This window comes from Polycladomyces subterraneus, from assembly GCF_030433435.1.
In the GTDB taxonomy this organism is placed as follows: Bacteria; Bacillota; Bacilli; order Thermoactinomycetales; family JIR-001; genus Polycladomyces; species Polycladomyces subterraneus.
The window spans coordinates 45,274-58,790 of the sequence record NZ_JANRHH010000047.1 but is presented as its reverse complement, the minus strand read 5'-3'; the positions used below and the strand labels follow the sequence as shown (position 1 = coordinate 58,790).

Below are 13,517 nucleotides of genomic sequence, written 5' to 3'. Positions count from 1 at the left end.
AAATGGCTCATTCTCCTTGCAAAATCGGTTGTGGCACCGCAATGTTTTCGACTGCATTGAAGTGTATCTTCAAATAAACTTTACCATTGTCCAGTCGCTCGTGCAAAACTTTTTCCTCCAGTACCCTGCCGTCGTGCCCCAGGCGGGTCAGCAAATCATCACGGGCCCGCTCCATTCCCAATCGGACCGCTTCTTCCCTCGTCAAGGTGCGTCGTACCCATTTCATCTCCAGCCGTTTCTCGTTGACCCAACCGATGGGCAAACGCCAGTTGCGCACCCGGATAGCGTGGAATTCCTGCATGGTCTCATATCTCTTGAAGGGAACGGGATTCCACAAGAAAGAAAGCCGTAAGACATGGGAACCTACGTACAGATGGGTAGAAACGTGACGTTCGCCGGTGAACACTTTTCGTTTTTGCGTGAGTGGAACGACCACATCCGAGTCGTACCACATGATCCCCAGCACTTTTCCCTTTGCCCCAACCAACCGGAGCGATCCTTTCTCCTCGGGGTTGCCGTAATAACCTGAAATCAATACCTGTCCCTTGCGCACCATGTCGGATACACCCACCATGGGACGCCCCCGCTCCACACGCAAGTCGTATACCATGGCATCCCGCTTGGCAATGAAGTTGACGGGACCACGTTCATCGCTTCGTTCTCTGGGATCCACCCGTTTTTTTTCCACCACGGTGATAATCGCTCGCGTTCCCTCCAACCGAAATCCCACCCAGGAAACGCCTGAAAGATGACGGGACAATCGATATTGTACCGATTCCGTGTCAGGAAGGCGGTATTTCACCTGACCGACGTACACGCCCTCCTGCTTGGCCAACTTAAGAATCTGTTCATCCGGGATGGTCTCATTTCCTTCTACATCCACCCGCCACACGATGGAGGTCATGACAAACAGCATCGCCAAAAATAGCACGATGCCCGCCGTGAAGAATTTCCGCCGCTCCATCTTGTACAACCAAAACGGCAATCCTTTCTTGCCGACAATGCGCATGGAGATTCCCGTACGCCGCACCAGCGGCACCATACGATAAAAATCTTGGACCGCTAGGGTAAACCGCAGTCGCTCTTGATCCACCCAACGAATATTTTTTAGCTGGATACCGGCATTCTTCGCACGGTTCAACCACTGTGTTAAGCCGTCTCCTTTGAGTTCCACCCGCAGGTGACCGGTCATCGATCGTGGCCACTTGAGTCGCGTCACGGCTCCCTCTCCTCATTTCGCAAACTCGATCCCGTGTATGTTCCCCTCGATCCACACCTCGTCCCGATAAATGGCGCGAATCGTCAATTGCGCTCCGGTGATGCACAGGCTTCCCTCACTCAACCGCAAACGCAGTTCCCCGTCGCTGAAATGCGTCACTTCCCGGTAATTTTCCACTGCGATTTGCTGAGATCCGATTATTTGGATGCGCGGAACGTCGGACGTCACATCCGATGGAAGATCCAGCCATTGAAAGGCTCGTTTTCGCAGCTTGCCGCTCATCCTCCGCATGGACCAGCCCTCCATCTCCTTTCTAACCCTTATGCCGTCCCAATCGAATTTATGAGGGCAAAATAAAAGCGATGCGTTAAGACGCACCGCCCAGTTAGATGGAAAGTTTTTAAGCCCCGATCTCCCGTCAGCCCCACCATGATATGAGGGAGGGAGGTCCATCCCTTTTTGCCCTCAGCTTTGTTGCTGTTGGGCCTGACGCACCAATCGTTTCGTAATTTCCCCGCCGACTGATCCGTTAGCGCGTGCCGTTTCCGCTCCACCCAACGTCACGCCGAATTCCGCGGCAATCTCTTCCTTGAACTGATTGATGACTGCCCCAGCCCCCGGAACCAGCAACTTGTTGCTACTGCGCGTACGTGCCATGGTTTCACCCCCTTTGTCGATTAGTATGAACCGATGGGGGTGTGCCATCAGTCGCACATGTTTCCATGTCAAACAACGGCAATGCGTCCGCCTCGTCACGACAAGGATGTCAGTTCTTCACAAACAAGGAAAAACCCGACGCCAGGTCGGGGGAGACTGTTATCAAATCGGATCTGGACATGTGTAACTTGGTCGTCCGAATTGCTTTCCCGGCTCGTTCTTCGCTCGATCGGGCTTATGTCGTCGCTAACATCGCTACATGTTCGCAGACGTACGATAGCCACTGGATTTCGGGTGCGTTTTCCCTTCGCTCCCAGAGACCGATACCTGACCGCAACATGTGTTTACCTACCACGAGGAAATTTACTTCTGAACGGCCGCAATGCCCGAGGCGGACCCAGAATCTCCTGCATGACGATCGCACGGGACCAGTCCTCCCGTGCCCATTGTATCGGGGATCTCTTCTTTGTTTGCTTCAACCTCATCCGGGGTGACACCGCCTGGGGAGTCAACACCACCCTATCCTGAGATGTCCCCTTTTTTTGATTTTCCGGCGTAAAATCCGTTCGGGACACTTCATTTAACTGATAAGAGTGTCGGGCTCGATCTGTTTCGGCCATACGCTGTCGGGAAAGGGGGCGCCGTTGATCGCCTCTCGACAGCCGTCTCACCAATCGGATCAATAGAAACAATCCGACGACCAACAGTGTCCATCCCACTCCAGTGCACCTCCCCGGTGACGTTGTCGGTCTCCGCAATCGATATCAGACAAAGACCACTGAACGACCATCAGTTCTCCTCGTCCTCTTCTCCATCGGCAGAGCGGCTGATCGATTTACGCATCGCAGTATCCGCCATCACATTTTGCAAATGATAATAATCCATGACCCCCAATTTTCCGGAGCGCAACGCTTCCGCCATTGCCAGCGGCACTTGTGCTTCCGCCTCCACCACTTTGGCGCGCATTTCCTCAACCCGCGCACGCATCTCCTGCTCCTTGGCCACTGCCATCGCCCGACGCTCCTCGGCCTTGGCTTGGGCGATCCGTTTGTCCGCTTCAGCTTGATCGGTCTGCAGGCGGGCGCCGATGTTTTCCCCGATATCCACGTCGGCAATGTCAATGGAGAGGATTTCAAAGGCCGTTCCCGCATCCAATCCCTTGCTCAGCACGGTGTTGGAGATCATGTCTGGATTTTCTAACACTTCTTTGTGGCTATTGGCCGAACCGTTGGTGGTCACGATTCCTTCGCCGACCCGGGCGATGATCGTCTCTTCTCCCGCACCACCGACCAAACGGTCGATATTGGCGCGGACGGTCACCCGAGCTATCACCTTCACCTCGATTCCGTCCTTGGCCACGGCGGAGACCACCGGGGTTTCAATCACCTTGGGATTGACACTCATCTGTACAGCTTCCAACACATCACGTCCCGCCAAGTCGATCGCCGCCGCCCGTTCAAACTCCAGATCGATGTCCGCCCGCTGTGCAGCGATCAGGGCGTCCACCACCCGATCCACATTCCCTCCGGCCAGGTAATGCGTTTCCAACTGAACAATATTGACATCCAGCCCCGCTTTTCTCGCTTTGATCAAAGGATTGACGATACGCGCTGGCACAATCCGTCGCAACCGCATCCCGATCAATGTAGTCAAACCGACATAAACTCCTGACGCCATGGCACTGATCCACAGCATCACGGGTACAAATGTAAACAGGATGGACAAGAATATAATACCGACCACCACGAGCAAAACGACCAATACCTCGGCACTCATGCGCTCATCCTCCGTTTTTTGGTGGTGAAAAATAATTTTAACAGGTACGGGGCAAAAAAACAGCGTACCCCACGCTGTGAACCAGTTTGCCCAAGGTGTCTCTCCATCCTTTTGGGTGAAAGCACCAGACAGACGGTAACAATCGTTCCTGATCCCCCACCTGCAGATGGTAGACCGGAGTTGTCGGAAGGGATTCCCAACCCCAGCAACCACTGCAAATCAGATCAACGGAGCGTTGGTGGATCACCGACGGTTCAGCCGCCACGCAGGGTACACTGCCAAGCACATCCTATCATCAACCCAACAACCGCTGTAAGCGGAGTCAGCTCAATACTTCCTGCACTAAACGGTTGACCAGTTTTCCGTCCGCACGTCCTTTGACACGCGGCATGATGGCCTTCATCACTTTGCCTATGTCAGCTTTGGACGAAGCACCCGTTTCCTGCACTACTTCTCGCACCAGTTCGCGCAGTTCCTCTTCACTCAACTGCTCGGGCAAGTACGGTTCGATCACCGCAATTTCCTCCCGCAGTTGCTGAACCAGGTCATCCCGGCCCGCCTCTTCAAACTGCTGCAAGGCATCTTTGCGCTTTTTCAGTTCGCGCATCAGGACTTCGATCACTTCTTCATCGTTCAGCGTGTGTTGCCGCTGAATCTCTTCATTTTTGATTTCAGAACGAAGCATGCGGATCACGGAAAGCTTGGTCTTTTCTTTGTTTTTCATAGCAGTCTTCATATCCTGGTTCAACCGTTCCAAAAGGCTCACTTTGACAGCCACCTTTCCTTACTTCCGCTTTTTCCGTGCAGCCTCGGATTTCTTTTTCCGGCGAACACTGGGTTTATCGTAGTGTTCCCGTTTCCTCAACTCGGCCAGCACGCCGTCTTTCGAGCAGGAACGCTTAAACCGGCGCAATGCGTTATCCAGCGATTCGTTTTTGCGCACGCGAACCTCCGCCATGCATATCCCTCCCCTCCGCGGGTCAGCGAGCCGCCAAACCAAAAGCGGCCGGGGTTAGACAAAGTTGACCACCACCAGACACAAGTGGCGACCGATTTCCCAGCGAAGGGAAAGTCCACACCTGCCGGTTCTCGCTGTCAACCTGCCCCCATGCAGCCCGTAGGATGCCAACCGGCCCAAATAAGACCAGTCTTATGTTGCAAAGTCAGCCTTCATTATACATTAGCAGAAAAAGGCATGTCAAAGACCTTGGATATTGCAACATCAACCCGGAGGCCATGTCAGCTGACGGCCGCCGATCAGATGGAAATGAAGGTGAAAAACGGTTTGGCCGCCGTCTTTCCCACAGTTATTCACCACACGAAATCCCTTTTCCGACAACCCCAGCTCCTTGGCCAACTTGGAAGCCACCGTGAACAAATGGCCCAACACGGCTGGGTCACGATCTGCCGCTTCCATCACGTCGGAGTGATGTTCCTTGGGAATCAGCAGAACATGTACCGGTGCGACGGGATTGATATCCTTAAACGCCAGCACACGGTCATCCTCATACACTTTTTCGGATGGGATCTCTCCCTTGACGATACCGCAAAACAGACAATCGGCCACACACGACCCTCCTTGTCCTTCTGATGGCCACATTATATCAAGAAAACACCCTTAGACAAAAGAGTTTGAAACGATTTATCCAGCCCCGGCACTAAAAAGAGCGCATACGCATAGGATACAACGATCGCCTAACCGACCGGAAGAAAGGAGGGAAATCGACATGACCCGCGACAAACAAACAGAAAACCATTTGCGGCGCCTGATCCGCAAAATGGTGAAGGAAGAGCTGGAAAAACGGTTCCCGACGGACCATTCTGCTCCTCCAGACCCCTTTGACGATCCAGCTTTTGCCCATGATCACCCTTTCCCCCCTCCATCAAACCGCTCCCTCAAAAAAGCGGGCAACCCACCACCCTGGGCGGTTTTCGGCTCGCCCCAGCTCGATCCGGAACGCCATCCCGAAAAGGGAAAACGACCCATGCCGCCTCCGGAATGGCCAGTCCCTTTCTCTCCCGGGATGGAACCGGGAATGGAACCGCCCCCGTTCATCCCGAGACGAAACAAACAACGTTGACCCGACCTGCGCTCTGCGGTGACAAGTAATCAAAGCCCTCATGGGGCTTTTTTCTTTTGGAATCATGCCTGTCTCTACTTGGCCATATATTGGAATCAAGGTGGGGAGGCAGAGCCATGCGCGAATTGTTGATCCCTTTTGCAACAGGGTTGACCATTTTTCTATTCGGGTTGCAACTGATCCGTTCTGGATTGGAAACGATGGCTGGTCGCCATTTGCAATCGGTGTTGTTGCGATTTACCAAAACACCGCTTCGCAGTTTTATGACCGGTATTGTGGCCACCGGTTTCTTGCAGAGCAGCAGTGCAGTGACCGTGCTGACGATCGGATTCGTCAATGCCGGATTGATGGATTTTTCTCAAACAGTGGGGTTGATTTTGGGCACCAATATCGGCACTACCGTCACAACTGAAATCTTGGCCCTGAAAATCGAGGATTTCGCCGTGCCGATGATTGTCTCGGGTGCTGTCATCTGGCTGTTGCCGTGGAAACGGTTCGCGTGGATCGGCGTCGTCATTGGCGGTTTCGGCTGTATATTTCTCGGAATGAACGTGATGCAGTGGCTGGCCATTCCACTAAAAGAGCAGGGATGGATGTCATGGCTGCTCAGTCGTGGGGATGCTGTACAAACAGGTCTAACAGCCGGCATATTGATGACGGCAGTCATTCAGAGCAGCAGTGCCACCATCGCGATGGCCATGGGCTTTTTCGCATCAGGCTTGATTTCCCTTCCCTTTGCCGTGGCGGTGGTGTTGGGTAGCAATGTGGGCACATGTGTTACCGGGTTACTGGCCGTGATCGGTGCCAACCGAGCCGCCAAACAGGTGGCGGTGGCCCACTTGTTGCTGAATGTGGGCGGCATGTTGCTGTTCGCACCGTTTGTCTCCTCATTTGCGGACTGGGTAGCGGCGTTGTCCGCTCATCCTGCTACACAGGTAGCGCACGCCCAAACCTTGTTCAACATCATCTGTTCATTGATCATGCTCCCATTCACCAGCGCGTATGCTCGGTTCATCACCAGACTGGTACCATCGAGAGAATTGCGCACTTGACACTACCCATGGTTGAAGCGCGCCAAGGGAACTCCCTATGGGCGCCGTGATCTTTCAGACGGGTTCATGCTCATCCATCACTCCCATATACAAAAAACCCGCCTATTCAGGCGGGCAGGTTGGATGACAAAGTGCTTGTTTTGAATGATGTCGAAGATCCATCAATACCCTTTCGTTCCTTGGGCACCGGTGACAATGGCCACACTGGCACTAGCCCCGATTCGGTTGGCTCCGGCTTCGATCATTTTGCGGGCGGTTTCCGCATCGCGCACACCCCCAGAGGCTTTCACCCCCATGTCAGGTCCCACCGTCTTCCGCATTAGCCGGACGGCCTCCTCGGTGGCTCCACCGTGCCCGAATCCGGTCGACGTCTTGACGAAGTGAGCACCCGCTTCCTTGGCCAGAGTAGACGCGATACGAATCTCATCGTCATTCAGCAGACCCGTCTCCAGAATTACTTTGACCGTTTTTCCGCCGGCCGCTTCCACCACAGCCGCGATATCTTCCCGAACAAGCGTGTGATCCCCCGATTTGAGCGCGCCGATATTCATCACCATATCAATTTCATCGGCACCGTTTTCGATGGCGTTCCGGGTTTCGAACGCTTTGGTCTCCTTGGTAGTTGCGCCCAACGGAAAGCCGACCACCGTACATACTTTGACATCAGAACCCTTCAACCACTCGGCCGCCCGAGCCACCCAAACCGGGTTGACGCAAACGGAAGCAAAGCCGTATTCTTTGGCCTCCCGGCACAGATTTTCGATTTGCGATGCTGTCGCATCCGGTTTCAGCAACGTATGATCGATCATGCTGGCAATGGTTTTCAAGTCCATTCTTCCCTCTTCCTTTCCCTGCTCAATCAAACGTCAATGCCCAAGCATTGAAACGCTTTCTTCAATACCGACCGATTATTCTCATATCCTTCCCGTTCATGCAACTTCCAAGCCTCTTCTGCACTCAACCACCGCACTGTGTTGATTTCCGACAATTGCGGGACGACTTGGTCCGTTTCAGCTTGTACGAGATAATAGTGGACTTCTTTTTGCACGTTCCCTTTGTCGGGGTGAAAATATGTGTAGGACACCGATTCCAGCGGCTGCTCAATCCGTCCGCGAATCCCCGTCTCTTCCTCAATCTCCCTCAGTGCCGTTTCCTCGTGCGTCTCCCCGGGTTCCTGCTTGCCTTTGGGCAGTGTCCAATGTGTATAACGGTCCTCAATCAATAAAATTTCCACACCGTTTGCCGTGCGCCTGTACACTACACCGCCGGCTGATATCTCTTTCATTCGGCACACACCCCTTTTGGCCCGTTGTCGTAGGCGGCACAAGTTCACACGTTCGTGATGATAGCATACCACAAACAGCATGGGCAAGGGAAAAGGAGACAGGAGGGTTCAGGTTAGTTCCTTCCGAAACACCCAGCTGGTACGGTTATATCCCATTTTCCTCTCGTAAAACCGGTGTGCATCCAGACGTTGCACGCCAGACGTCAGTTCCACTCTTTCGCACCCGTTCACTTGTGCCCACGCCTCCAGATGGGTGAGCAACATCGCTCCGTATCCCTTGGAACGTTGTTGGGAATCCGTTACCAGATCGTATACAAACAAATGTCGGCCATTGTAGAAGTTGTGACGAATCCCTACACCGGCCAGCGCCAACCACTCCCCATCCCGGGCCAGTCCGAACAGCCGGTACCCTTCCTTTCGCATGACATGCAACAGGTCCACATATTTCTCCTCGGTGAGATCGGTCCTGAGCTGGCGTATGAGCGGAAAAACGGATCGGAAGTCTTCCTCATGGGTCAACTCCCGAATCGTATGTCCACCTCCCTGTTCGTTCCGATACACAGACGGGCCGTTCCACAGCGCCATAAGATCCCCGTACCACGGCATCAACCTTTCGGCTTCACTGAGGTCTTTCCACTCTACACGCTGGATCTCAGGATCTTCAGTTGCCATCTTCCCGCCCACTACGCGACCGCGAAAGGTGAAAAACACCACATGATTCGATGACATCCGTTCACTGATTCGTACCACCCCTTCCACTTCCACATCATAACCGGTTTCTTCCTTCGTTTCCCGTATCGCCGCTTGGCGGAGTGACTCCGCTTCTTCCCGCTTTCCGCCCGGGAGACTCCAGAGCTCCTCGTTCTGCACCGTCAACACCCGTTTTCGCTCCTCATCCAGAATCAATACGGAAACCACATCGATTCGTTCCACGCTATTCACTCCATTACGAAAAAGGTAATTCGAATAGGGGAATGACCATGTGGTAACAAAATGAGGGACAATTGTCAATAGTAAAACGAAAAGGAACCAAAAAAGCGACCCCAAAAGGGGTCGCGAAACTGTTGGCAAAGTGGTCTGAGGCTTGTCTGATGATAAGCCCGCTTTGAGCTTTTGACGGGAAATCGGAACGACCCTGAACGAGATCACTCCTAGCTCATCACACCGCTTTCGGTTTGGATGCCGGACGGGGCACGTCCCGTACCACTGTGGCAAATGTGCCTCGACAATATTCGGCGCCTGCTTCGTCGATTTTCACACGGCAAACCTGGCCGATCAGATCGTCATTGCCTTCGAAGACCACTTGCAGATAGTTGTCGGAATAGCCCATGTACAACCCGCTGTCCGGCGCTTCCTTGAACGGACGCTCCGGAATCACTTCCAGCACATCGCCTACAAACCGCTTCGAATATTTGAGCGAGAGACGATTGGACAGTTCGATCAAGCGGTGAACCCGTTCGTGTTTCACTTCTTCCGGCACCTGGTTTTCCATCCGGGCCGCCGGTGTACCGGTCCGTTTGGAATACGGGAAAACGTGAAGTTCCGCGAATTCCAGCTCTTCGATCAAACGATAGCCGTTTTCAAACTGCTCCTCCGTCTCGCCCGGGAATCCGACGATCACATCGGTCGTAATGGCCACGTTGGGCATCGCCGATTTGACTTGTTCGATTTTGCGCCGGTACTCGTCCACCGTGTACTTGCGGCGCATCCGTTTCAACACTTCGTCATCCCCGGCTTGAAGCGGGATGTGCAGATGACGGCACATTTTGTCCGAGGCGTTGAGCACTTCGATCACCCGGTCGGTGATCTGGCTGGCTTCAATTGAGCTGATGCGGACGCGTTTGAGCCCGTCGATCTGATCCAAATCCCACAGAAGATCCGCCAGCGTGTAATTTTCCAGGTCTTCCCCGTAGCCTCCTGTGTGAATGCCGGTCAGGACGATCTCCTTGTACCCCGCTTCCACCAGTTGGCGAGCCTGTTTGAGGACGCTCTCCGGTTTTCGGCTGCGCATCAGCCCCCGTGCCCACGGAATGATGCAAAATGTGCAGAAGTTATTGCATCCTTCCTGAATCTTGAGCGATGCACGTGTCCGTTCCGAAAACGTCGGGACGTCCAACTCCTCGAACTCCCGTGCTTTCATAATATTTTTCACCGCATTGATCGGCTGCCGTTCCCGCTTATACTGTTCCACATATTCCAGGAGTTTGTCCCGCCCCTGTGTGCCGACGACGATGTCCACACCCGGTATCTCCATAATTTCCTTGGGTGACGTTTGCGCATAGCAACCGGTGACCGCCACCACGGCATCCGGATTGCGACGAATGGCCCGACGGATGACCTGCCGGCTTTTTTTGTCCCCGGTGTTGGTCACCGTGCAGGTGTTGATCACATACACGTCCGCTTTTTGTTCGAAATCCACTTTTTCGTAACCGGCTTGTTTGAACAATTGCCAGATCGCTTCCGTTTCATAGGCGTTCACTTTGCAACCCAATGTGTGAAACGCAACGGTGCTCATGCCCGTTCACCTCCCATCTCACCTGATGCATACATCACTGCTGTCAACATGGCGACGGCGGCTGTTTCGGTTCGCAGGATGCGGGGCCCCAAACTGACCGGAACGGCACCAGCCGCTTCCGCTTCCCTCACTTCTCTTTCCTCAAAACCGCCTTCTGGTCCGACAATCAACAAAAAGGATGAGTGGTCACCTTCCAATACTTGTTGGATCGGTTGACCGCCTCCCTCATAGGCGATCATGGCACAACCCGTTGAAGCCGCACGGGATAACATCACTTGCCAATCCGCCACGGGCATCACTTCGGGAATCGTTCCGCGATGGGCTTGCTCAGCCGCTTCTTTGACGATGCGCATCCACCGTTCCCGCCGTTTTTCCGCTTTCTTTGCATCCCATTTCACAATGGTGCGCGCAGAGACAAACGGCACAAAGGTAGTTGCGCCCAATTCCGTACCTTTTTGCAACACCCATTCCCATTTATCACCCTTGGGGAGCGATTGCGCCACCGTAACGGATATACGCGGCTCTCCCGCGGATGGACGCCTTTCCACCACTCGGCAGACGACCTCATCTGGCCCGATGGTGTCAATGGCTGTCACATAATCGGTTCCGCGACCGTCGCAACAGATGATCGGATCTCCCGGCCGAAATCGCATCACTTTTTTGATGTGATGAACATCATCGCCCACGATGGTGATCGTGCGAGAACCGATTTGATCCAGGTCGACAAAATAACGCTGCATTTATTCACTCCTCACATTCTACACCTTTTTCGCCACGATGGCTACCCAATCTCCGTCGCGAATGGCTTCCACTATCTGCAATCCTTGCTTTTCCATTTCGCTGCGCACCAGTTGTTCTTTCACCTGGATGACTCCGGAAACGATGAGATGCCCACTGTCCTTCAACACACGTGGGACATCCGGCAACATGCGGACAATGATTTCCGCAAGAATATTGGCCACGACGAGGTCAGACTGTCCGGTCACACCCCGAAGCAAATCGCCTTGACGAACCCGCACGCGATCCTGAACTCCGTTCAACCGCACATTGGCCTCCGCACTTGTCACTGCCACATCGTCCAAATCGAGTGCCAACACCGACTCCGCCCCTAATTTGGCCGCGGCCACACTCAAAATCCCGCTGCCGCATCCCACGTCGATCACACTGCCACGATGGGGGATATAATGCTCCAACAACTGTAGGCAGAGCGTCGTCGTCGGATGCGTTCCCGTACCGAATGCCATTCCCGGATCCAGCTCGATGATCACTTCATCATCGTGGACCGGCTCATACGACTCCCACACCGGTTTCACGATCATACGTTTGGAGATACGCACCGGTTTGTAGTAGGCTTTCCACGCCTCCGACCATGACTCTTCCGCCAGTTTCCGTGTTGTAACACGTGCCGGACCAGGGTCCAGACCGTATTCCCTGATCTCCTTCATCAACGATTCGGCTTGCCGGACAAACGCGGTCACGCCCGATGTTTCGGGAATATAGCATTTCACCCGCACTCCTTCTGACGGGTAATCCTCCATCGATAATGCGGGAATCTCGCCGAAAGGACTTTTCCATTCACGTTCCAGTACTTCAGGATCTTCGATGGAAACGCCATCGGCACCCATCTCCTGCAACCGATAGCTGACAGCTTCCACAGCCTCCCGACTGGTATGGACACAAACCTCCACCCAATTCACGCAGTCACCTCCCCAATATAGGAAAAAACGGGCATACGCCCGCTATGATAAGTCCTTGCGACCTTGTTTAGGATCATTCGCCTTTAAAGGCCCGTTTCATCTTGGAGAAAAAGCTGTCGTTTTGCTCAGTGATGTAATCGCCGGTCAACCGTCCGAATTCACGCAGGACGTTTTTCTGCTCTTCGGTCAAACCGGTCGGTGTCACCACGCGGATCCGCACCCGCTGGTCACCCTGACCGTACCCGCGAAGCCGCGGAACCCCTTTGCCACGCAAACGGAATTCCGTTCCCGTCTGCGTACCGGGAGGTATCTTCAATTTGGCACGGCCGTTCAAGGTCGGTACCACCACTTCGTCGCCCAGCGCCGCTTGAACGAAAGTGATCGGCAGTTCGCAAACGATGTCGTCGTCCTCACGCGTGAAAAATTCATGCGGCTTTACCTTGATCAAAATGTACAAATCACCTGGCGGTCCACCGTTAATCCCCGGTTCACCCTCACCAGCGATGCGTAGTTGTGTACCATCGTGGACACCGGCGGGGATCCGGATGTTGATTTTCCGTTTCCGCTTCACTTTTCCGGTTCCACCGCACGCGACGCATTTTTGGCGAATAATTTTCCCTTTCCCTTCGCACTGATGGCAGATCCGCCGGTTGACGATGCGTCCGAACGGCGTGTTCTGCACGATTTCCGCCTGTCCTGATCCATGACAAACTGGACATGTCTCCGGATGCGTACCCGGTTTCGCCCCGGTTCCAGAGCAAGTGGAACAGGTTTCCGTCCGCGGGACCATCACTTCCATTTCTTTACCAAACACCGCATCTTTAAACTCAACGGTCAGACGAAACTCCAAGTCGGCTCCCTGCCGGGGTGCATTCGAGTTTCTCCTTCTGCCGCCAAAAAACATATCGAAAATGTCTCCGAAACCGAAGTCGGTCTCCCCACCAAATCCGCCGAACCCGCCAGTTCCACCCGCTCCCATGTTGGGATCGGCATGACCGAACTGATCGTATTGCGCCTTTTTCTGGGGGTCACTCAGTACTTCGTATGCTTCTTTCACTTCTTTGAACTTCTGTTCCGCATCCGGATCCTTGTTGACGTCTGGATGATATTTGCGGGCCAGCTTCCGATATGCTTTTCGAATCTCCTCGGGGGAAGCGTCCCGGCTGACACCCAGCACTTCGTAGTAATCCCGCTTGCTCACGGGTTCACCCCCCTATTCTTTCCCCGGCACAAGA

At 53.9% G+C, this 13,517-nt stretch carries 17 protein-coding genes; 2 read left to right on the top strand and 15 right to left on the bottom strand.

Annotation, left to right across the window (positions count from 1 at the left end):
• Nucleotides 1-7: 7 nt before the first annotated feature.
• The 8 genes from yqfD to NWF35_RS13010 all read right to left on the bottom strand — a co-directional run bounded on the left by yqfD (nucleotide 8) and on the right by NWF35_RS13010 (nucleotide 5,252).
• Entirely contained in the window at nucleotides 8-1,219 is a 1,212-nt protein-coding gene (gene yqfD, locus NWF35_RS13045) for a sporulation protein YqfD (protein WP_301239645.1), read from the bottom strand.
• A gap of 12 nt (nucleotides 1,220-1,231) precedes the next feature.
• Nucleotides 1,232-1,510 carry a sporulation protein YqfC gene (gene yqfC, locus NWF35_RS13040; protein ID WP_301239643.1) on the bottom strand — a complete coding sequence of 93 codons (279 nt, stop codon included), beginning with the start codon at nucleotides 1,508-1,510 and terminating at the stop codon, nucleotides 1,232-1,234.
• A 174-nt stretch (nucleotides 1,511-1,684) separates the two neighbouring features.
• Nucleotides 1,685-1,876, bottom strand: coding sequence for an alpha/beta-type small acid-soluble spore protein (locus NWF35_RS13035; RefSeq protein WP_212772759.1), 192 nt, complete (start codon nucleotides 1,874-1,876; stop codon nucleotides 1,685-1,687).
• 344 nt (nucleotides 1,877-2,220) lie between these two features.
• The gene (locus NWF35_RS13030; RefSeq protein WP_301239642.1) at nucleotides 2,221-2,595 is read right to left on the bottom strand and encodes a hypothetical protein; all 375 of its coding nucleotides are present in this window, start codon (nucleotides 2,593-2,595) and stop codon (nucleotides 2,221-2,223) included.
• Between the two features lie 70 nt (nucleotides 2,596-2,665).
• The gene (gene floA, locus NWF35_RS13025; RefSeq protein ID WP_301239640.1) at nucleotides 2,666-3,652 is read right to left on the bottom strand and encodes a flotillin-like protein FloA; all 987 of its coding nucleotides are present in this window, start codon (nucleotides 3,650-3,652) and stop codon (nucleotides 2,666-2,668) included.
• Between the two features lie 322 nt (nucleotides 3,653-3,974).
• Nucleotides 3,975-4,418: a GatB/YqeY domain-containing protein gene (locus NWF35_RS13020; RefSeq protein WP_301239638.1), complete on the bottom strand. Its 444-nt coding sequence runs from the start codon at nucleotides 4,416-4,418 to the stop codon at nucleotides 3,975-3,977.
• Nucleotides 4,419-4,436: 18 nt separating this feature from the next.
• The gene (gene rpsU / locus NWF35_RS13015) at nucleotides 4,437-4,610 is read right to left on the bottom strand and encodes a 30S ribosomal protein S21 (RefSeq protein WP_205492745.1); all 174 of its coding nucleotides are present in this window, start codon (nucleotides 4,608-4,610) and stop codon (nucleotides 4,437-4,439) included.
• A gap of 264 nt (nucleotides 4,611-4,874) precedes the next feature.
• Nucleotides 4,875-5,252 (bottom strand): histidine triad nucleotide-binding protein, encoded by a 378-nt coding sequence (locus NWF35_RS13010; protein ID WP_301239637.1) that lies wholly within the window; start codon nucleotides 5,250-5,252, stop codon nucleotides 4,875-4,877.
• A 127-nt stretch (nucleotides 5,253-5,379) separates the two neighbouring features.
• Between NWF35_RS13010 and NWF35_RS13005 the strand changes: the two genes are divergently transcribed.
• Both NWF35_RS13005 and NWF35_RS13000 read left to right on the top strand, forming a co-directional pair.
• Nucleotides 5,380-5,733: a hypothetical protein gene (locus NWF35_RS13005; RefSeq protein WP_301239636.1), complete on the top strand. Its 354-nt coding sequence runs from the start codon at nucleotides 5,380-5,382 to the stop codon at nucleotides 5,731-5,733.
• Nucleotides 5,734-5,849: 116 nt separating this feature from the next.
• Nucleotides 5,850-6,785 (top strand): Na/Pi cotransporter family protein, encoded by a 936-nt coding sequence (locus NWF35_RS13000; RefSeq protein WP_301239634.1) that lies wholly within the window; start codon nucleotides 5,850-5,852, stop codon nucleotides 6,783-6,785.
• 161 nt (nucleotides 6,786-6,946) lie between these two features.
• Here the strand turns inward: NWF35_RS13000 and deoC are convergent, their stop codons facing one another.
• The 7 genes from deoC to dnaJ all read right to left on the bottom strand — a co-directional run bounded on the left by deoC (nucleotide 6,947) and on the right by dnaJ (nucleotide 13,483).
• On the bottom strand, nucleotides 6,947-7,618 hold the full coding sequence (gene deoC / locus NWF35_RS12995) for a deoxyribose-phosphate aldolase (RefSeq protein ID WP_301239633.1): 672 nt from the start codon (nucleotides 7,616-7,618) through the stop codon (nucleotides 6,947-6,949).
• Between the two features lie 26 nt (nucleotides 7,619-7,644).
• Nucleotides 7,645-8,070 carry an NUDIX hydrolase gene (locus NWF35_RS12990; RefSeq protein WP_301239631.1) on the bottom strand — a complete coding sequence of 142 codons (426 nt, stop codon included), beginning with the start codon at nucleotides 8,068-8,070 and terminating at the stop codon, nucleotides 7,645-7,647.
• A 108-nt stretch (nucleotides 8,071-8,178) separates the two neighbouring features.
• A complete protein-coding gene (locus tag NWF35_RS16890) occupies nucleotides 8,179-9,003 on the bottom strand; it encodes a GNAT family N-acetyltransferase (protein WP_363321621.1) in 825 nt (274 codons plus the stop codon).
• Between the two features lie 226 nt (nucleotides 9,004-9,229).
• Entirely contained in the window at nucleotides 9,230-10,585 is a 1,356-nt protein-coding gene (mtaB, locus tag NWF35_RS12975) for a tRNA (N(6)-L-threonylcarbamoyladenosine(37)-C(2))-methylthiotransferase MtaB (protein WP_301239629.1), read from the bottom strand.
• On the bottom strand, nucleotides 10,582-11,325 hold the full coding sequence (locus NWF35_RS12970) for a 16S rRNA (uracil(1498)-N(3))-methyltransferase (protein ID WP_301239627.1): 744 nt from the start codon (nucleotides 11,323-11,325) through the stop codon (nucleotides 10,582-10,584). The genes mtaB and NWF35_RS12970 overlap by 4 nt, the downstream gene beginning before the upstream one ends.
• 18 nt (nucleotides 11,326-11,343) lie before the next feature.
• A complete protein-coding gene (gene prmA / locus NWF35_RS12965; RefSeq protein ID WP_301239625.1) occupies nucleotides 11,344-12,282 on the bottom strand; it encodes a 50S ribosomal protein L11 methyltransferase in 939 nt (312 codons plus the stop codon).
• 73 nt (nucleotides 12,283-12,355) lie between these two features.
• A complete protein-coding gene (gene dnaJ / locus NWF35_RS12960; protein ID WP_301239623.1) occupies nucleotides 12,356-13,483 on the bottom strand; it encodes a molecular chaperone DnaJ in 1,128 nt (375 codons plus the stop codon).
• Nucleotides 13,484-13,517 lie beyond the last annotated feature (34 nt).

Excerpts from the sequence above, each read along its gene's own strand:
- NWF35_RS12970 (WP_301239627.1), bottom strand. The coding sequence starts at position 11,325 with ATGCAGCGTTATTTTGTCGACCTGGATCAAATCGGTTCTCGCACGATC.
- NWF35_RS13010 (WP_301239637.1), bottom strand. The coding sequence starts at position 5,252 with ATGTGGCCATCAGAAGGACAAGGAGGGTCGTGTGTGGCCGATTGTCTG.
- NWF35_RS13005 (WP_301239636.1), top strand. The coding sequence starts at position 5,380 with ATGACCCGCGACAAACAAACAGAAAACCATTTGCGGCGCCTGATCCGC.
- deoC (WP_301239633.1), bottom strand. The coding sequence starts at position 7,618 with ATGGACTTGAAAACCATTGCCAGCATGATCGATCATACGTTGCTGAAA.
- mtaB (WP_301239629.1), bottom strand. The coding sequence starts at position 10,585 with ATGAGCACCGTTGCGTTTCACACATTGGGTTGCAAAGTGAACGCCTAT.
- yqfC (WP_301239643.1), bottom strand. The coding sequence starts at position 1,510 with ATGCGGAGGATGAGCGGCAAGCTGCGAAAACGAGCCTTTCAATGGCTG.
- NWF35_RS13000 (WP_301239634.1), top strand. The coding sequence starts at position 5,850 with ATGCGCGAATTGTTGATCCCTTTTGCAACAGGGTTGACCATTTTTCTA.
- rpsU (WP_205492745.1), bottom strand. The coding sequence starts at position 4,610 with ATGGCGGAGGTTCGCGTGCGCAAAAACGAATCGCTGGATAACGCATTG.
- NWF35_RS13035 (WP_212772759.1), bottom strand. The coding sequence starts at position 1,876 with ATGGCACGTACGCGCAGTAGCAACAAGTTGCTGGTTCCGGGGGCTGGG.
- floA (WP_301239640.1), bottom strand. The coding sequence starts at position 3,652 with ATGAGTGCCGAGGTATTGGTCGTTTTGCTCGTGGTGGTCGGTATTATA.
- NWF35_RS12990 (WP_301239631.1), bottom strand. The coding sequence starts at position 8,070 with ATGAAAGAGATATCAGCCGGCGGTGTAGTGTACAGGCGCACGGCAAAC.